The sequence below is a fragment of the Secundilactobacillus muriivasis genome, assembly GCF_054785195.1.
In genome coordinates this window covers 25,720-43,812 of the sequence record NZ_BAABMI010000038.1, presented here as the reverse complement: position 1 = coordinate 43,812, position 18,093 = coordinate 25,720, and the positions used below count along the sequence as shown (strand labels likewise).

Annotated in this window: 17 protein-coding genes; 12 read left to right on the top strand and 5 right to left on the bottom strand. The window is 47.7% G+C overall.

Annotated elements, in window-relative coordinates; genetic code table 11:
• Window positions 1–14: 14 nt before the first annotated feature.
• On the bottom strand, window positions 15–1,292 hold the full coding sequence (gene guaD / locus ACYVR3_RS10270) for a guanine deaminase (protein ID WP_461244175.1): 1,278 nt from the start codon (window positions 1,290–1,292) through the stop codon (window positions 15–17).
• A gap of 453 nt (window positions 1,293–1,745) precedes the next feature.
• Between guaD and ACYVR3_RS10265 the strand changes: the two genes are divergently transcribed.
• A complete protein-coding gene (locus tag ACYVR3_RS10265) occupies window positions 1,746–3,071 on the top strand; it encodes an MFS transporter (RefSeq protein WP_461244174.1) in 1,326 nt (441 codons plus the stop codon).
• A 481-nt stretch (window positions 3,072–3,552) separates the two neighbouring features.
• Here the strand turns inward: ACYVR3_RS10265 and ACYVR3_RS10260 are convergent, their stop codons facing one another.
• Window positions 3,553–4,392, bottom strand: a complete 840-nt coding sequence (locus tag ACYVR3_RS10260; protein ID WP_461244173.1) for an aldo/keto reductase — start codon at window positions 4,390–4,392, stop codon at window positions 3,553–3,555.
• A gap of 501 nt (window positions 4,393–4,893) precedes the next feature.
• Between ACYVR3_RS10260 and ACYVR3_RS10255 the strand changes: the two genes are divergently transcribed.
• From ACYVR3_RS10255 to ACYVR3_RS10235, 5 genes are all read left to right on the top strand, one after another.
• Entirely contained in the window at window positions 4,894–5,814 is a 921-nt protein-coding gene (locus ACYVR3_RS10255) for an ABC transporter ATP-binding protein (protein ID WP_461244172.1), read from the top strand.
• The gene (locus tag ACYVR3_RS10250) at window positions 5,804–7,423 is read left to right on the top strand and encodes an ABC transporter permease (protein ID WP_461244171.1); all 1,620 of its coding nucleotides are present in this window, start codon (window positions 5,804–5,806) and stop codon (window positions 7,421–7,423) included. The genes ACYVR3_RS10255 and ACYVR3_RS10250 overlap by 11 nt, the downstream gene beginning before the upstream one ends.
• 24 nt (window positions 7,424–7,447) lie before the next feature.
• Window positions 7,448–8,092 (top strand): TetR/AcrR family transcriptional regulator, encoded by a 645-nt coding sequence (locus ACYVR3_RS10245; protein WP_461244170.1) that lies wholly within the window; start codon window positions 7,448–7,450, stop codon window positions 8,090–8,092.
• A 247-nt stretch (window positions 8,093–8,339) separates the two neighbouring features.
• Window positions 8,340–8,642, top strand: coding sequence for a type II toxin-antitoxin system MqsR family toxin (locus ACYVR3_RS10240; protein ID WP_461244169.1), 303 nt, complete (start codon window positions 8,340–8,342; stop codon window positions 8,640–8,642).
• A 13-nt stretch (window positions 8,643–8,655) separates the two neighbouring features.
• Window positions 8,656–9,606, top strand: coding sequence for a type II toxin-antitoxin system antitoxin SocA domain-containing protein (locus tag ACYVR3_RS10235; RefSeq protein ID WP_461244168.1), 951 nt, complete (start codon window positions 8,656–8,658; stop codon window positions 9,604–9,606).
• A gap of 107 nt (window positions 9,607–9,713) precedes the next feature.
• Here ACYVR3_RS10235 and ACYVR3_RS10230 read toward each other — a convergent pair whose 3' ends face one another.
• The 3 genes from ACYVR3_RS10230 to ACYVR3_RS10220 all read right to left on the bottom strand — a co-directional run bounded on the left by ACYVR3_RS10230 (window position 9,714) and on the right by ACYVR3_RS10220 (window position 12,564).
• Window positions 9,714–10,361 carry a DUF6198 family protein gene (locus ACYVR3_RS10230; RefSeq protein WP_461244186.1) on the bottom strand — a complete coding sequence of 216 codons (648 nt, stop codon included), beginning with the start codon at window positions 10,359–10,361 and terminating at the stop codon, window positions 9,714–9,716.
• A 1,052-nt stretch (window positions 10,362–11,413) separates the two neighbouring features.
• A complete protein-coding gene (locus ACYVR3_RS10225; protein ID WP_461244167.1) occupies window positions 11,414–11,965 on the bottom strand; it encodes a PadR family transcriptional regulator in 552 nt (183 codons plus the stop codon).
• Window positions 11,966–12,027: 62 nt separating this feature from the next.
• Window positions 12,028–12,564, bottom strand: coding sequence for a phenolic acid decarboxylase (locus ACYVR3_RS10220; protein WP_461244166.1), 537 nt, complete (start codon window positions 12,562–12,564; stop codon window positions 12,028–12,030).
• A 589-nt stretch (window positions 12,565–13,153) separates the two neighbouring features.
• Here ACYVR3_RS10220 and ACYVR3_RS10215 point away from each other — a divergent pair.
• The 6 genes from ACYVR3_RS10215 to ACYVR3_RS10190 all read left to right on the top strand — a co-directional run bounded on the left by ACYVR3_RS10215 (window position 13,154) and on the right by ACYVR3_RS10190 (window position 17,649).
• Window positions 13,154–13,627 (top strand): GAF domain-containing protein, encoded by a 474-nt coding sequence (locus ACYVR3_RS10215; RefSeq protein ID WP_461244165.1) that lies wholly within the window; start codon window positions 13,154–13,156, stop codon window positions 13,625–13,627.
• A 1-nt stretch (window position 13,628) separates the two neighbouring features.
• The gene (locus ACYVR3_RS10210) at window positions 13,629–14,705 is read left to right on the top strand and encodes a methionine ABC transporter ATP-binding protein (protein WP_461244164.1); all 1,077 of its coding nucleotides are present in this window, start codon (window positions 13,629–13,631) and stop codon (window positions 14,703–14,705) included.
• Window positions 14,705–15,376: a methionine ABC transporter permease gene (locus ACYVR3_RS10205; RefSeq protein WP_054732428.1), complete on the top strand. Its 672-nt coding sequence runs from the start codon at window positions 14,705–14,707 to the stop codon at window positions 15,374–15,376. Before ACYVR3_RS10210 ends, ACYVR3_RS10205 begins: the two co-directional genes overlap by 1 nt.
• A 34-nt stretch (window positions 15,377–15,410) precedes the next feature.
• Entirely contained in the window at window positions 15,411–16,271 is an 861-nt protein-coding gene (locus ACYVR3_RS10200) for a MetQ/NlpA family ABC transporter substrate-binding protein (protein WP_461244163.1), read from the top strand.
• Between the two features lie 91 nt (window positions 16,272–16,362).
• Window positions 16,363–16,836 (top strand): S-ribosylhomocysteine lyase, encoded by a 474-nt coding sequence (locus ACYVR3_RS10195; RefSeq protein ID WP_461244162.1) that lies wholly within the window; start codon window positions 16,363–16,365, stop codon window positions 16,834–16,836.
• Window positions 16,837–16,866: 30 nt separating this feature from the next.
• Window positions 16,867–17,649 (top strand): acetoin reductase, encoded by a 783-nt coding sequence (locus tag ACYVR3_RS10190; RefSeq protein ID WP_054732437.1) that lies wholly within the window; start codon window positions 16,867–16,869, stop codon window positions 17,647–17,649.
• The last annotated feature ends 444 nt before the right edge of the window (window positions 17,650–18,093 follow it).

The window sequence follows — 18,093 nt, the reverse complement described above, 5'->3', positions numbered from 1 at the left end:
AGTTTATTCTCCCTTTATTTGACAGTTTTTCCTTGAACAAATACATGATCAATCGTGTGCTTAGTCGTTTGAATCATTAGCTTTTCAAAGATGGCCGAGGCGCTATCAGGTGGAATGGGGGTCGATAGCGAGACGACCTGTAAGTCGGCTAAGTAGCCGGGGGCGATTCTGCCAGTTTTGAGGTGCAAACTTTCAGCACCGCCCACAGTTGCGAGGTAAAACGCGGTTCGAAGGCCGATTGCACTATCGGCAACCCCGCGGTTAATTGGTGATAGTTGATTGTCAACGCCGTCAGTCAACTGTCTTGAGGACAGAACGGCTTGACGGATGTTTTGGTAGAGACTCGGTGAATACCCACCGGAAATGTCGGTGCCGAGGCCCAACTTCACGTGGTGCGCCATGACCCGCTTAACGGGCAACACAGCGTTACCAAAGTAGACGTTTGAGATAGGACAGTGCGCGATGGCGGTCTGTCGGTCGGCAAATAACTGGTAGTCAGCCTCGTTCAACATGGTGCCGTGCGCCATCACTGCCTTATCAGTCAATAACCCGTAACGGTCTAACACTTCAGCATCGCGGATGTGATAGTGCTCCCGGGCGTAGCCGTCTTCCCAGTCGCTTTCGCTGGCGTGGGATTGAACCGGCAAATCGTATTTGCGGGCTAAATCACCTAAACCAGCGAGACTTTCTGGGGTGCAACTTGGCACGAAGCGGGGTGTGATGACCGGCGTTTGTTTGAGGTCGGTCGTTCGGTTCAGTTCAGTCAGCTGTTGAATGAACTGTTCGGTGTCGGCAACCGCGCTGGTAGCTGACGCATCTCGGTAGTACTCGGGCGTCTGGTCGGGGTTGTCCATGGCCACTTTGCCGATGAACCCCCGTTGACCATTCTGGATACAAGCCTTAGCCAGTTCCAGGTTTGCTGGGTTGTGCACCGTGCCAAAATACAGCGCGGTGGTGGTCCCGTTGGCCAACAGTTCATGCACAAGGTCTGCGTAAACCAATTTGGCGAAATCAGTGTCCTGATACTTGGCCTCTAATGGGAAGGTGTAAGTATCGAGCCATTCATTTAGCGGTCGGTCTAATGCAAGACCGGCATTGGGCCACTGGGGCGCATGAATGTGAAGGTCGATGAAGCCGGGAAGCACGTACTGATCATCGCGGAGTTCAGTCAACGTCTCGGCGTTGGCGGCCGCTTGTTTGACCGATGCATAATCGGCTTCAGATGAATCAATTAGGCGGGCGATATAACCACTCTCGTCAAAACAAATCAGTTGGTGCTGTTGAAACGCCACTTCAGTTGCGGATAGTGGTGTAAAAAAAGAACCTGCAATTACTCTTGAAAACGAAATGGGTCGTCGCCTCACTTTGAGTTGAATTAAAAGCGTCGGGTATGAAAAAAGAGCCGAAGTTACGATCTGTATCCCCAACTCTTGGTTGACTCGGTTTTATAACCACGAACAAATAGAACACATTTGAGATAATTTGTTCGTAGAAATGCTTTGCAAGCTATTATAGACACTATTTGATGACCGTTCAATGTAATTTCACGAACTATTTTGAATTCTAATTTGAACTGGTTTTTATCCTAAATTGAAAATTTTTTTGAGACCGTTTTAGCCGTTAGTGACAAGGGTTTAGACCACTTTTGCCGAAAATAATAAATAGTCGTTTCTTGAATAATTAGCCAAATTAGATTAGAATATCCTCTAATCTAATTTTAATGTTTTTGGGAGGTGCCGGTACATATGGATAATCCAACGGTTAAACGAAGTGAACGACAAATTGCAGCGAACATTTTTAAGGGCTCGCTGGGCAACATGATCGAATGGTTTGATTGGTACGTGTATGCGTCATTTGCGGTGTATTTTTCAGTGGCGTTCTTTCCCTCAGAGAATAAAACGGCAGAGTTGCTGTCAACGGCGGCAGTTTTTGCGGTTGGTTTCTTGATGCGACCACTGGGCTCATTTATCATGGGCCGGTTTGCGGATCGCCATGGTCGGCGGGCTTGCTTGACGTTGTCAGTCTCGATTATGGCGGTGGGGTCACTGATCATTGCGGTGACGCCGGCGTACCGGACGATTGGCATCTGGTCACCGATTATTTTGGTGCTGACCCGGTTGTTCCAAGGCTTGTCACTGGGTGGTGAGTACGGAACTTCAGCAACGTATTTGTCAGAAATGGCGTCACCTAAACGGCGCGGGTTCTACTCATCGTTCCAGTACGTGACGCTGATTTCAGGCCAATTGGTGGCTCTGTTGGTTCAAATCGTGTTGCAACGCCTACTGACGGATGCGCAACTATACGCGTTTGGTTGGCGGATTCCGTTCGTAATCGGGGCCTTTGGTGCTGTGGGCGTACTCTGGTTGCGGTTATCGATGGAAGAATCTGACCAGTTTACCGCGAAAAATAAGAAGAGCAAGAAGGCTGGGACGTTGACGTTACTGTTCCAGTACCCCAAGCAGTTCTTCACGGTGGTTGGTTTGACCTTTGGTGGGACGATCTGCTTCTACGCCTACACGACCTACCTGCAAAAGTTCATGATCAACACGACGGGGTTAAATACCCGGGTGGTCTCTGTCATCAACTTCTTCGCCCTGTTGATTATGCTGATCCTGCAACCAATCTTCGGTCACTTGTCAGATAAGATTGGCCGGAAACCACTGCTGTTGTGGTTCGGGATTGGTGGCACGTTGTTCACGGTGCCGATTTTCACCTTATTGGCGCACGTGAAGTCCGCTTGGGCGGCCTTCTTCTTGATGTTGGCTGGGGTTGTCATCGTGTCCGGGTATACGTCAATTAACGCCATCGTAAAGGCAGAACTGTTTCCAACTGAAATTCGGGCGCTGGGCGTTGGCTTCCCTTATGGCCTGACGGTTGCTATCTTTGGTGGAACCGTGGAGTACGTGGCCTTGTGGTTGCGGGCAGCTAACTTGGAATCACTGTTCTTCTGGTACGTGGCCTTCGCAACGCTGGTATCGTTGTTCGTTTACTGGCGGATGATCGAAACGTCGCACGTGTCGACGATTGATGCGGATGATGTGACGCAGTCGACGGAAGTGCAGCGTGGATAGACTGTGAAATGAATAATGAATAAAAAATGATGCTGACGGTTATTGGAGTTGACCGTTAGCATCATTTTTTGTGACGTGGAGATGTGAGGGATTAATATAGTAGGTTTTTATGTTTGATGAAGGTAATTTTTATGGGTTGAATGACTGTGGTTATTGGAGTTGGACTGGATTGAGAAGTGTTAGCGATGTGTGTTGCGGTTACTTTGGTTTCGGGGCTTCCTGAAATTGGCGAGTCTGCCTAATGGCGGTATAAAGGGGACGCCCGTTTTTATTTCACACTCAATATAAAAAGCCCCACGAGAATTTCGTAGGGCCTCTCTTATATACATCAGCTAGTTAACTGAAGTCTCCGTAGCTGATGCCATAAGACATATTCCATTTGCCAAACAGCATCACCTCCTCTTTGAATTGTAGCTATAATAACGCCTCCAATTCTGGAAGTCAATGGTTTAGCTCAAAAAAGTTGTGAAAATCTACACAATTAATCAAATTCCTCGTATTCGTTGGGATCTTGATTGGTTGTGCGACCATCTGGTTTGGTTAATCCGTTGATGGCGGTCATTTCATCTGGACTTAATTCGAAGTCGAAGAGGTCCAAATTCAAACGTTGGTGCACTAAGCTACTCGACTTAGGAACTGGAACGATGCCGCGTTGCGTGTGCCAACGCAGAATGATTTGACCGACGTTCTTCCCATACTTAGTTGCCAATTTTTGAATGAGTGGTTCTTGCAATACGGCACTGCCGCGACCTAAGGGACTCCAAGCTTCCGTCACGATGTCAAGGTCAGCGTTGGCCTGCACGTTCTTGGCGTTGATCCAGTAGGGGTGAATCTCGATTTGGTTCACAGCTGGGGTAACGCCGGTTTCGGTAATGATGCGGTCGAGGTGTTCGGGTTCGAAGTTGGAGACTCCGATTGACCGGATGAGCCCCAGCTTTTGAGCCGCAATCAAGGCCTGCCAAGCTTCAACGTAGTGGTCACGTTTTGGCAGTGGCCAGTGAATCAAGAAGAGGTCGAAGTAGTCCAGCCCCATCCGCGCTAGTGATTCTTGAATCGCCATCAAGGCGTCGTCATAGTGGTGGTATTTCCCGGGTAATTTTGACGTGACGTAGAGGTCACTGCGAGGCACCCCGGAACGACGGATGGCTTCGCCCACGATGCCTTCGTTGTCGTAGTTTGTGGCGCTATCAATGGCCCGGTAGCCATCATGAATGGCGGAAACGATTTGGTCGATCCCTTGACCGCCACGAATCTGGTAGGTCCCCAGACCGATCATTGGCAGTTGGTGGCCATCGTTGAGTAATACGTTTGGAATTGTCATAGTCCAAAACCTTCTTTTTTCATGGATGAGTTTAGTGTACAGGTTAGAGGGGGGTGTAAGTCAAGAGAACAGAGCGATGCAAAACTCGGTTAGGTCCCAGAATGTAAGGCAGTGAAGCCGTGAATTCCCGATCCTGGAATTTGCGGCTTCACTGCCTTACATGGCCGGGACCTGAGTTTTGCATCGCGTTTAGGCTAGATAACAGTCTCGAAGTTCATTAAAAAATTTAATTGATTTTAAGTCAAGAAACCCAGTTCAATCCTGATCAATATAGCCGACAAATTAGCACCAAATCCAGATTAAAATTCAACCAAAAATCGATAAATACAAGTCGTTTAAACACCGTTAAACCAACCTTTAAACCCAATCAAAATGTCATAATCGAATTTATTGACTCACGAGTCATTGACTTACGAGTCAACGAGCTTTATACTATCGGTGAAATCAAAATACAACCTGGTTGAGCGACCCAACTGCCGCTCCCCATAGGAGGGATTCACAATGACACAAACGGTATTAAGCATTCAGCATTTACAAAAACACTTTGGTAAGTTTCAGGCGTTATCCGACATTACGTTCGACGTGAACGCGGGGGAAGTTTTCGGGTTTATCGGGCCAAACGGCGCGGGTAAATCGACGACGATCCGGGTGCTGTTGGGAATCTTAAAGGCGAGTGGTGGCCAAGCGACGATTTTTAAGCAAGACGTGTGGTCGCAGGCCGTATCGATCCATAACCGAATCGCCTACGTGCCCGGTGACGTTTATTTGTGGCCGAACCTGACTGGTGGTGAAATGATCGATTTCTTGTTGAAGTTGAATCATCAAAAGCACACTGCGAAGACGGATGAGTTAATTAAAGAGTTTGAGCTTGATCCTAAGAAGAAGTCGCGGACCTATTCGAAGGGGAACCGGCAGAAGGTCGCCTTGATCGCGGCATTTTCAACCGAAGCTGATTTTTACATCTTTGACGAACCAACGAGTGGGTTGGATCCGTTGATGGAAGAGATTTTCCAGAAGCATGTGTTGGCGCTGAAAGAAGCCGGCAAGAGCGTGCTACTATCTAGCCATATCTTGTCTGAAGTGGAGCGGATGTGTGACCGAATCGGCATCATTAAAGCCGGTAAGATCGTTGAAACCGGGACGCTGGACGAAATGCGTCAGTTGACCCGGACGCAAATCACGGTCGCTACCCAGCAACCACTCGACGCAGTGGCCCAGTTAGCAGGTGTTCACGGCTTTACGCCAGACGCCACAACGACCAACAAAGCGACCTTTGCGGTGGATACGGCTCAGGTGGGTGCCGTGATGAGTCAGTTGGCGGATTACCAAATCGTGACCCTGCAAAGCACGCCACCAACACTTGAAGACCTGTTTATGCGTTACTACAACGCTGAGGGGGAGGGCGATTCTCATGAAGCGTAACCAAGAAACCGCGCAAACCGGTTACCTGACGCGGATGTATTTGCGTCGGGACCGAATTGCCATCTTAATTTGGTTGTTAGGGATCGTTGGCGGTGCCGCTTCTGGTGCCAGCAAAATCATCGGTCTGACTGGCAATGACAAAGCGGTCGCATCATTGGTTCATACGATGGACACGCCTGCGATGGCGGCGATGTTTGGGCCGTTCAAGGCCACCCAGTCTGCCAGCACAGCGTCAATTTTCTCAGCCACGATGATGGTGTTTATGGGGCTGATTATGGCCGTTATGAACATCTACTTCGCCATCCGTAACACCCGAACCCAAGAGGACAACGGCGTGTTAGAAATGGTGCGGGCGCACAGTGTTGGTCGTCAGAGTTCGCTGTTAGCTACGCTGTATGAGTTAATCATCATCAACTTGCTAAACGGCGTCCTCATGAGCGTTACATTGCAAGCGATGAACATGGACGGCGCCGATGCGACTGGTAACTGGCTGTTTGGCATGGGCCTAGCCGCTTGCGGCCTGATGTTTGGCGCCTTCACGCTACTGATCGCCCAACTCGCCAGCGACGCCCGTGGTGCTACAACAATGAGTTACAGCTTACTTGGTATCCTGTACATTCTAAGAGCGTTAACCGACGTGCAAAATACCGACTACACTTGGTGGACCGTATTCGGCTGGGTTGAAAAACTCGGCGTTTATGGTAAAAATAACTGGTTTCCGGCACTGTACATGATTGCCCTCGCAGCCGTTGTCTTAGTTATCACCTTCGTGGTCAGCGCACAACGGGACTTAGGCAGTGGCCTGTTACCAGACCGGCCCGGTCGTGCTCACGCTAGCGCCTTTTTAGCCGGCCCGACTAGCTTAATTTTCCGGTTGGAACGCACGAGTTTGATTGCGTGGGTTATTGGCCTGTTCATTTACGGCGCCAGCATGGGGTCATTATTTGATACAATTGGTGATATGATGAATAGTAGTCCAATGGTCGTTAAGATTATCGGCCCCGCGGCAGCTCAGGCTGCTGGCCGGACGATGACCTTGGAATTTGCATCAATGATGGCAACGGTGATGGCGATTGGGGCGAGTGTCCCGGTGATTGCCACGTTGCTTCGGTTAAATAGTGACGAGCAAAAGGGCTGGTTGGAATCGATGCACGCTCGGCCAGTCTCTCGGTTCCAGTTGTTCGGTGCCTATAGCTTAGTGGCAACAGTCTCAGGATTACTGACCTTGTTTGCCGGCAACATTGGGATGGCAATTGGCAGTCAGGGCATGAAGCACGCCTTTAGTGTCGGGCGGTTGATGCGCGCCTTTTGGGGCTTTGCGCCAGCCATTTTAATGACGGTCGGGATTGCGGCAGTTGTTGTTGGTTTGCTGCCTCGCTTGCAGAAGTTGGCGTGGATTCTCCCAATTTACGCCCTGTTATCAATTTACTTGGGCGGTCTCTTGGACTTCCCAGAATGGACGAAGAAAGTAACCCCGTTTGGCTGGATCCGCAAAGTACCGCTACACACGGTACAGTGGGATCAAGTGGGCTTGCTGGTCGTAGTCAGCTGTGTGCTGGTCTTGATTGGTTACAGCCTGTACCGTCGGCGGGATTTGATTGAAAACTAACCCAATTTAAGAAAGGACGTTGTGATGTTAGCCCTAAACCCAGAAGTACCCAAGGATCCAGAAAAAGTTGACCGGATCATGAAAAGCGCCACCCATATCTTTGCAGAAAACGGCTACCTTCAGGCGAAAACGGCCGACATTGCGAAAGCAGCGTCCGTGTCGAAGGGCATCGTGTTTCGGTATTTTGGTGACAAAGGCCACCTGTATTTGGCCGCGGTAGAATACGTGATTGAGCACCTGACGTCGATTGCGGACTTCAGTGTGTGGCGCGACGCCAATGACTTAGGTGATATGATCGAACGGGCGGTCCGCTATAAAATCGAATTACAGTTACAGTCTCCGGATGAGTTTACGCTTTCGGTACGCTCGTTTGGTGAACTGGGCAGTTTGCCGGAAGAGATTCAGGGCGAGATTGCCGAATTGTGGCGCAATCAAACCACGATGGGCATGCTGGAGCTAGAGCAACCCGTCATTGACCGAATGCCGATTCGAGACGATGTGGATCGTGGCACGCTGCAACGCTTATTATCAGCGGTAGCGGACCAGGTCTTCGGCGATGCACAGCAGTTTATGCAGCAGCACCCGAAAGCCAAAATTGAGGATTTTGAACCCATTATTCGGCAAATTCAGGATGAGTATCGGATATTGGAGCATGGATTCTTGAAGTAGCGTGACAAGTTATTAAAAAGCGAAATAAAGCGTCTCAGGGATATCATTCAGAGTTTTAATGATATTACTGGGACGTTTTATCGATTATTTGGTTCTATGACGTGAAATGCAATAAATCTTTAAAAATGGTAAAAGCGGTACAGATTATCGGGTATGAACCGGATGTACTGATTATGCTACTATTTAGTAGCAGATGTTAGAGGAATACGCTACACTATAGGTAAATAGAAGACAGATGGAAAAGTTTATGAATAAAACCGAAGCACTTACGTTAGCTAAATACCTAATGGAAAATGATCGATTTCAAATTTCTAAGCGTCGCGCAATGCATGCCCAGCCGATTAGTAACGCATTGGCTAAAGAAATCATGAGACAGTTAAAAATTACTGATTTTGTCAAATATGAAGAAGATCGCAATCCTGATTATAGCGGTGAATTTGCCTGGGTATTTGAAACTCAATTTGGTGAGCAGTATTACATCAAGTTTAAATTCAAAAACAATAACACCCTTATCTGGTTTATCTCATTTCATCCGAGCCTATACAACTGAGGAGGAAAGCATCATGAGTGATACTTATTTAAAAGATTACACGAATACGTTTGATATTAAAGGCCATTCGTATACTGTAACTGCGCCTGCGCGTTTTGATGTTGTTACGGGTGAATTGGTTGATGACCGGGTTCTTGATGATCAAGCAGTTGAAATCGCGAATGATATGTATCGACATGAATTTGATATCGTTTCGCCAGTCGATATTAAAGCGTTTCGGCATAGATTGATGTTAAGTCAAAGAGATTTTGCTAAGTTAATCGGCGTTAGTCCAAACACAATTGCACTTTATGAAGCGGGCGCGTTTCCAACAACGGCGCATAATCGACTACTAAAATTATTAATGAACGACGATAACAGTCTCCAGAGTTTTATCAAGGCAGATAAAAATAATATTCCGTTGCCGATTCGACATAAAATTACTGATGTCCTTTATCCTAATAAACAGCTGAATTCAGCCAATGACGATTCTAATAATAAATTGACTGGTGTTACAGGGTATTCATCGGTTCAACTGGCTAATTGGTTTCGAGTAAAAAATCATTTCGATAGTTTGATTGATAAAAACGTTGAGGAACTCTCCCAGATGAAAGTTGTTAAGTTACTTTATTTTGCGTTTGGCAGATATGCACAACGAACCAACCAAAAATTATTTAACTCAAACATAATCGCTATGCCATACGGACCAGTTGTTGAAGAGGTTCATCAATGTTTTAAGGGACGAACAGGAATTGTTGGTAATAAACTTGAAGATAGCGCTTATGATGATTATGCGCTGATAGCGAGTGATTTTGAAATTAACGAGTTATTAAGTGAAATTGATACCGATTATGGTGATAAGACGGCAGTTGAGTTAAGCCGAATAACGCATCGAGAAGGTTCACCATGGAGCGTAACTGAGCGAGGACGCTCAATTGATGAACGGTTAATTCTGAAAACCTTTAAGCGTGGTGTTGAACAGTAACTAGCTATTGAAAGTCTGTGGAGATTAAAAAATGTGATACAGGTTGCCAGCTAATGGTGGCAGCTTGTATCACATTTTTATTTACGGTTGAACCAAATACCAGTAATTTAAACCGTCGGCGTCCCATCCCCCGAAGGTTTCACCCGGAAGTTATGGGTCAAATGCGGCCAGATCAATTTATCCGAGGTCGCAATCAAAATGCCATTACATAAGATTGAGAACACGGTCGCCACGTTGACTGATAAAATTTGGCCAGTCGCAAAGAAGGAGATGATGATCACAATGATCGGTGGCGCAAAGTCCAACAGTTGTGAGGCAGTTGCGTTGCCCTTAACGTACATGAACCGCAGAATGTTAGTGGTGTCATCGTTGGGGTGCATCACGATGTTGGCCCGTTGGTAGAGTGAAATGCCGACACAGAAGACCACAACCCCACCGGCACTGATTAGAATCCGCACTGGAATTGAAGCGGTGTTCGCACCTAAGCCGTCTAGCCAACCCGCAAAGAATTGGACAAACGAGCCGTAAAACATCACGAAAATCACTTCGCCAATTAACCGCTTGGGATCAAAGCGTCGAATCAAGAATTGGTTGGTTAACGCATTGATGATTCCGATACAGGTCAAAATCAAGCCCAGACTGACACCAGTCCAGTTATGTAAGTTCACCGCGGAAGCTGACCAGACCCCGCTACCCATGTTACCGGAAATGGACATCGCATTCCCGAACGCATTGATGAACAAGCCCGCAACCAGGCCGATCCACCGTTCTTTTAGCGTGTTTTTCAAATTGTTCGCCTCACTTCGTATGTTGATTAGTTTAGCATGCCTCGCGTCAGATTTGAATGGCTGAGCGAGATGTTGAAATATTGAGCAAACTGGTTTGGCACAGGACGCTTGTTTAAAAATCAGCAATTAGGCCATTCTGTATTCTGACATCGTTTACCGATAGTTACTGTCGCTTGTGTCCAGCGTAAGTGTGCAGAGTTTGTGAAATTTGGCTTCGTTGGCGCGTTAATCATGGATGATATTGTGGGCACAACCGGTCGGGCAGAAAATTTGGGCTGGAACGCCGTGGGCACGATTCTGAGCCGGAAAAACACGTCTCAGAATTCGGCCTTTCACTAAGCTGGAAGTTCACCAGCTAAGTGAAATTTCACGGCTGAGCCCAATTTTCTGACCGACCTCTTGTTTGCGGACTTTCGGCATCGGGACCGCACTCCCGAAAATTTATCATGAAGGGCCAAACTGTCGTATGATGACAACCGCAAACATCTCAGTAAGTGCTGAACGGTAACGTTACCGCATTGAGTTAACAATACGTTCAAGCGCGTTGAGTCATCGTTCAGAACAGATTGATGGTTTGTTCGTCGTGCTGATGAAGTGTTAACTGATGACCAATTTTGACGTTGAGCGACTCAACCTCAGTCGTTGCAATACTGCAGCTAATCAGTCAAGTGCTTGAGATGATTTGCGATAGTATCGAACTGCGCCAATGTAAGATTTCGGTAAGCGGCTAGGTGGATGCTGTGTCGCGATAATTGGTGGTTGTTGATGATCTTTCAACAACCGCCAATTATCGGGGACGAATTCAAGACTCGCGCGGGTTTTGGCGAGACTTGAATTCGAGGACTGAGACCGCTCTTCGGCTCAGACCGGCCCCACAGCTGGAACCTAGCCGCTTACCGGAATCGACAGTTCAAGCAAATCACCGCACTTCACAAACTAAGTGGAAGAATGTTCACGTTGGACACAAACAACAGCAAAAAAGCCCTGAAGTATGTTCTCCAGAGCTTTTTTAGTAATCACTAATGTTCAGTTAAATTGTTCAACAGTTCCGTCAACCAACTCACATAATTGCGTTCCCGCTGAATCCCACGGGTCAACGTGAGGTAGTGGCCATAGTGTGTCTGAACCTCAGCATCAGTTGGGAAAACGATCTGTTGGCGCCCCTTAAGGTACTCGAGGCGGTCGGTACTCAATTGTAGTTGTTGTTGCAACAACGGCTTCAGTAACGGACTATCCGGCTGATCCAAGAAAAACAGTTTCAGCGGAAACAGCTCAGCGGAGGCTGCCGTTAGCGGCTCTGCCAGCCAATCATGGAGTACCGCTTGACCGGTGGTGGTGAGTTGATAGTAAATTGGGTTTCGCTTGGAATCGGAGTTGGATGACAACGTCACAGGCGTCAACCAACCATCATCGGTCATGCGTTGGAGTTCCGGGTAGATTTGGCTGTGAGACGCCGTCCAGAAGTCGCTGATTTCGTTTTTGAATTCCTGCATGATTTGGTAGCCAGATAACTGATGGTTACTGTTGATCAACCCCAGCAGGATGTAGGGGAGGGTACGTTTTTTTGGCAAGGCTCATCGCTCCAAAATTAGGATTTAATCCCATTATGGCAGGTTTTGGAAGTGGTGACTAGTTACTTGTTGATCCGCTTGTAGTCAGCGTCGAAGTAACGGGCTTCACGGATGTCGTCAACGATGCCGTCGTATGGGGCTTCAGAGATTACGTCTTCGTTGTTTTGACCGGCGTCACCCATGTAAGTGATGTGGGCAAATTCTGGAACAACCAGCTTAGGATAAGTGTCGTACTTTTCACGAGATTCTTCCATCAAATCGATGTGTTCGTTTTGGTAAGTGACGGTGATTTCTGGGTGATCTTGAACCCACTTTGGGAAGAAAATCGTGCCGTTTAACTTAAGTTCGTTTGGTACGAAATCAAGCGCAACGTCGGTCCCAGTTGGTTCCGTCCAAGCAACCTTGTAGATGCCTTCAGTCAACATGGCAATGTGGGCTTCTTGGTCGGTTACCCAACGGCCAGCAACCATGCCGCCGTGGATTCGGTAGTCAACGGTGTGGTCGTTCTTCGCGTACCATTCGTATTCCCAACCGTTGTCGTAAGTGTAAATGAAGTGGGTGCCAAGGAAATCGTCTAACGTTTTAAATGTTTTCGTCATGTTAAAGTGCCTTCTTTTTAAATTAATATGTCGATAACGACACTGATTACTATAAGTCGTTATCGACATATAGTCAAGCAAAACAATTTTTTAAATTTTTTTGTCATTAATTTAGATTGCGCAAAATTAAAGCGGCCGTAAGCGTGAGCACGGATCGTGATTCAAAAATTTAACCCTCGTGATTAAAAAACTTTAATTTAATCTTGACACTTACTCATCATCGCGCCATAATAAGCACCAGTCATTTATACGAAACGAAACGCAAGGATGAGTAAGTTACCGATGATCTTAAGAGAGCACCGTTTGGTGAAAAGGTGTGTTGATCGTTAACCGAATATGGTCCGTTAGCGCGTTCCACTGCTGAACCTGTTGGGCAAAGTGGTGGCGGGTACGCCCGTTACAGGGTCAGGGTATGCACGTAACAGTAAGTACTATCACCGTTAGTTTGTCGCGTACTCAATGAGGAATTGCCTGTGAGGGCGATTTAAACTAAGGTGGTCCACGGAAGCATTTTCGTCCTTAAATCAATTGATTTGAGGATGAAAATGCTTTTTTTGTTTTTACCAAGTTAAACGGGGAGGCAACAACGATGAGTGAGAAAACGGAACGTTATGAACTATTAAAATTACAGGCAGCCAGCCTTCTAGAAAATGAATTTGACTTGGTCGCCAACATGAGTAACTTGGCATCGTTGATCTTCAACAGCCTGCCAGACTTGAACGGGACCTCGTTTTACCGCTTTAAAGACGGCGAGTTGATCCTTGGCCCGTTCCAAGGTAAGCCAGCCTGTATGCACATTGCGGTTGGATCCGGCGTGTGCGGCACGGTGGCGCAAAACTTGAAGTCGGAAGTGGTGCCAAACGTGCACGAGTTCAAAGGCCACATCGCTTGTGACAGTGCTTCAAATTCTGAAATTGTTGTGCCAATCTTCCATGATGATCAGTTCTGGGGCGTGCTTGATTTAGACAGTCCCAAGTTTAATACCTTTGATGAAATCGATAACCAATACTTAAGCGACATCGCCCCGATCGTCTTCGGGGTCGCAGCGAAAGGACGTGAGTGAGATGCCAGAAGCAACCCAAAACGCAATTGAATTAAAGGACATTTCAGTCACCTTCAAAAATAGCGGTCAGGAACTTCACGCGGTTGACCACGTTGATGTTCAAATCAAACGCGGTGACATCTACGGCATCATCGGGTACTCCGGTGCCGGTAAGAGTACGCTGGTTCGGGTGATCAACCTGTTACAGCGACCGACTGCAGGGACTGTTACGGTAAACGGTGAGGAGATTCAAAACTTACCAGCTGCCGGGTTACGTAAGGCGCGTAAAAAGGTTGGGATGATTTTCCAACACTTCAACTTGATGAAGTCCCGAACCGTGTTAGGTAACGTTGAGTATCCGCTGCTTAGTCAAAAGGTCAGCAAGCGTGAACGCATTGACCGGGCACAGGAGTTGCTCAAGTTGGTCGGCTTGGAAGAATACGCGGATACCTATCCCAGCAAGCTCTCCGGTGGCCAAAAGCAACGGGTCGCCATTGCGCGGGCCCTGGCCAGCAACCTAGAGATCCTAATCTCTGATGAAGCCACTAGCGCCTTGGATCCTAAGACCACGAAGTCGATTCTGGAACTATTGAAGAAATTGAACGATGACTTAGGCTTGACCATCGTGTTGATCACCCACGAAATGCAGGTGATCAAGAGTATTTGTCACAACGTGGCCGTCATGGACGCGGGCCGAATCATTGAACGTGGACCGGTTGCCAAGGTCTTCACTGATCCACAGGCGCCGTTGACCAACGACTTCGTGGAAACCTCCACGAACGTCAAGGACGCTATCGAGCGGATCACGAGCACGATCGATATTGAAGGTTTCAATGATGACCAAGAGTTGATGTATTTCAACTTCATCGGTAATTCGACGCAGCAAGGGATCGTGTCGCAGTTCTCGCAACAGTACAAGGTGGATGTGAACATCTTGTTTGCCAACATTGACCAAATTGATGGTCAAAACGTGGGCTACATGATCGCCGTGATCACCGGGAACCTTGAGGTGTTCAACGATGCGATCCGCCAGTTGAAGGGTGAAGGCGTTAAGGCCCGCATCCTCAACGGCAAAGCAACGAAGGGGGTTGAGGTTTAATGGCAGCGTTAATTCCAAACGTGTTAGCGATGAAGGGCGAATTTATTCAGGCAATCTATGCCACGTTGTACATGACTTTCTTTTCAGCAATCGTTTCAGCGGTATTGGGGTTACTCTTCGGGGTTCTACTGGTGATTACCCAACCGGGTGGCATCTTGGAAGACAAGTTGACCTACTCGGTACTGGATAAAGTGGTCAACCTGTTGCGGTCGATTCCGTTCATTATCTTACTGGCCGTGATTTCACCAGTCACCAAATTCCTGGTGGGGACCACCGTTGGGATGACAGCGTCACTGGTCCCATTGATTTTCGGGATTTTCCCGTTCTACGCGCGACAGGTACAAAATGCCCTGCTGGACGTGGACCGCGGGGTGGTTGAAGCGGCGGAAGCCATGGGCTCTAGTCCGCTGGAGATCATCTTTCGAATCTACTTACGAGAAGGCCTCGCCGATATCTTGCGGGTCTCCATCGTGACCATCATCAGTTTGATTGGATTGACCACCATGGCCGGTGCCATCGGTTCTGGTGGGTTAGGGGACGTGGCTATCAACATCGGCTATGCCCGGTTTGAAAATGACATCACCTTTATGTCAATGATCGTCATTTTAATTTTGGTGTTTGCAGTTCAACTGATCGGCGATTGGATCGTCCGGCGGGTTGAACGGTATTAAATAAGAGAATTTAAGAGAGTGGGAGTGTTGTCATATGAAAAAAAGTGCTTATTGGTTAATTGGAATTGTGGTAGTCATTATCGTGGCTGCCTTCGGGATTCACAGTATCAGCAGCAGTCATTCAGCAAGCAGTGCCAAGTCCAACAAGATCACCATCGGGTCTGAAGGGTCTGATATTGATATTTGGAAACACATTGCAAAAACGGATGATGCTAAGAAGTTAGGCTTGAAGATCACCGTTAAAAACATCGCTGATGGCGTTCAATTGAACAAGGCCACCGCCGATGGTGACGTGGACGTCAACGCCTTCCAGTCATGGTCTTACTACGTGACTTACAACCAACAAAACAAGAGTAACAAGTTAGCCGCATTAGGGACGACCTACTTGGAACCAATGGGGATCTATTCTAAGAAATACAAGAACGTTAAGCAGATTCCAAATGGCGCCACGATTGCCATCGCCAACAACCCATCACAAGCTGCTCGTGGATTGCTACTGCTTCAAAAAGCGGGTCTGATCACCTTGAAGAAGGACTTCGGTATGCTCGGAACGGTTAAGGATATCAAGAGTAACCCTAAGAACATCAAGTTCAAGGAAATCGACGATACCACTGGTCCACGGATCATCAACGATGTTGACGCCGTCTTGATCTCAAACACGGTTGCCTTGGAAGGTCACTTGCACGTATTGACGGATTCAATCTTCCACGAAAAGGTTGACCAAAGTACTAAGGACAACATCAACATCTTGGCAACGTCTGCTAAGAACAAGAACAACGCCAACTACAAGAAGCTGGTTAAGCTCTACCACAAGAAGGACATCCAAAAGTACATCAAAGACAAGTACTACGGCACCAAGATCGAAGTTAACAAACCATTGTCATACTTGAAGTAAGGTTAAATACGTTAAAGAACGCCGCATCGTTTGCGGTATTTAAAAAAATCAGTCACCTCGAGCGACACTAAATTAAAGGGAGATTTTAATTATGGCTAAAGTTGAAAGTTTTACGTTGGATCACACAAAGGTAAAGGCACCATACGTTCGTTTAATTACTGAGGAACACGGGACTAAGGGCGACCTGATCAGCAACTACGATTTACGGTTGGTTCAACCCAATGAAAATGCCATCCCAACGGCCGGCTTACACACCATCGAACACTTATTAGCTGGCTTACTCCGTGACCGCTTAGACGGCGTCATCGACTGCTCACCATTTGGTTGCCGGACCGGTTTCCATTTGATTACCTGGGGCCAACATTCAACTACTGAAGTCGCTAAAGCACTTAAGGGGTCATTAGACGAAATCGCCAACAAGACCACTTGGGAAGACGTTCAAGGCACTGACATCTACAGTTGTGGCAACTACCGCGACCACTCATTGTTCTCTGCTAAGGAATGGGCTAAGAAGATCTTGGACGAAGGTATCAGTGACGAACCATTCGAACGTCACGTGATCTAGTTAATTAATTTAGAAAGAAGGTAATTCATAATGGCAAATGCAGACGCAAAACTCGCAATTATCACTGGTGCTGGTCAAGGAATCGGCGAGGGCATCGCCCACCGGTTAGCAAAGGACGGCTACAGTATCGCCGTCGCTGATATTAATGATGAAACGGCACCCAAAGTCGCTGCTGACTTAGTGGCCGAAGGTTATCAGGCGAAGGCCTACCACGTTGATGTGGCCCACCGGGACGAAGTGTTTGCGTTAGTTGACGCCGCCGTGTCAGATTTCGGTGATCTGGCCGTCTACGTCAACAACGCCGGAATTGCCTTCATTGATAACTTCGTGGATTCAAAGCCAGAGGACGTGGAACGCTTACTGGACGTGAACTTACGGGGCACGTATTGGGGCATTCAAGCAGCTGGCAAGCAGTTCAAGAAGCAGGGTAACGGTGGTCGCATCGTCAACGCAGCTTCATTGGCCGGCTACGAAGCCTCAGCGCTCCAAAGTGCCTACTCAGCTTCAAAGTTCGCGATCCGCGGCTTAACCCAATCCGCCGCAAAGGAATTTGCGAAGGATAAGATTACGGTCAACGCCTACAACCCAGGCATCGTGCGCACCAAGATGCGTGACGCCATCGATAAAAAGACGGCCGCCATCAAGGGCAAAACGATCCCAGAACAACAAGCAGATTGCCTAAGCGAAATCGCAATCGGCAGAGAAGCAACCCCAGCGGATGTCGCAGAGGTGGTGGCCTGGTTCGTGTCACCGGCTGCTGGTTATATTACTGGGCAGTCGTTGCAGGTTGATGGAGGGATGAGATTCCATTAGACAGAGTGCGGAGAAAAACGTTTTGAGAGCGGAGTATAAGGGCGACCCGGCATAATTGGCCGGGCTTTGGCCAATTATGCCGGGTCGCCCTTATATGCAGCTCTCAGTTTTTCGCAGCACGTTTCGGCGCGGTGGCCTAAAAGAACCATCGCCGACAAACTACCCAATGAAATCGATCACCCAAAAAACGTGAGCTTAATGAGGCGCCGAAAACAAAGTAACCGCAATGCTCGTCGCCCCAAGCACTCACCAAAGCACAATTAGTAAACTGAAACAGCTTAACAATCAAAAAGCGTGCACCATCCTACATCGGGACGGCGCACGCTTTTTATATAGGAAGTTTTCCGCCAAAACTCACGCCAAAACGAGCACGACACCCCAAACCTCACATGCTCCTGTAATCTTTCAACCCCAAAAAGCGCCATGTAAGCGGTTATCTCCCCC

Coding starts and splice junctions, on each gene's coding strand:
- ACYVR3_RS10210 (WP_461244164.1), top strand. CDS start 13,629: ATGCCAGAAGCAACCCAAAACGCAATTGAATTAAAGGACATTTCAGTC.
- ACYVR3_RS10260 (WP_461244173.1), bottom strand. CDS start 4,392: ATGACAATTCCAAACGTATTACTCAACGATGGCCACCAACTGCCAATG.
- ACYVR3_RS10235 (WP_461244168.1), top strand. CDS start 8,656: ATGAGTGATACTTATTTAAAAGATTACACGAATACGTTTGATATTAAA.
- ACYVR3_RS10195 (WP_461244162.1), top strand. CDS start 16,363: ATGGCTAAAGTTGAAAGTTTTACGTTGGATCACACAAAGGTAAAGGCA.
- ACYVR3_RS10255 (WP_461244172.1), top strand. CDS start 4,894: ATGACACAAACGGTATTAAGCATTCAGCATTTACAAAAACACTTTGGT.
- ACYVR3_RS10250 (WP_461244171.1), top strand. CDS start 5,804: ATGAAGCGTAACCAAGAAACCGCGCAAACCGGTTACCTGACGCGGATG.
- ACYVR3_RS10190 (WP_054732437.1), top strand. CDS start 16,867: ATGGCAAATGCAGACGCAAAACTCGCAATTATCACTGGTGCTGGTCAA.
- ACYVR3_RS10205 (WP_054732428.1), top strand. CDS start 14,705: ATGGCAGCGTTAATTCCAAACGTGTTAGCGATGAAGGGCGAATTTATT.
- ACYVR3_RS10215 (WP_461244165.1), top strand. CDS start 13,154: ATGAGTGAGAAAACGGAACGTTATGAACTATTAAAATTACAGGCAGCC.
- ACYVR3_RS10200 (WP_461244163.1), top strand. CDS start 15,411: ATGAAAAAAAGTGCTTATTGGTTAATTGGAATTGTGGTAGTCATTATC.
- ACYVR3_RS10265 (WP_461244174.1), top strand. CDS start 1,746: ATGGATAATCCAACGGTTAAACGAAGTGAACGACAAATTGCAGCGAAC.
- ACYVR3_RS10245 (WP_461244170.1), top strand. CDS start 7,448: ATGTTAGCCCTAAACCCAGAAGTACCCAAGGATCCAGAAAAAGTTGAC.
- ACYVR3_RS10220 (WP_461244166.1), bottom strand. CDS start 12,564: ATGACGAAAACATTTAAAACGTTAGACGATTTCCTTGGCACCCACTTC.
- ACYVR3_RS10240 (WP_461244169.1), top strand. CDS start 8,340: ATGAATAAAACCGAAGCACTTACGTTAGCTAAATACCTAATGGAAAAT.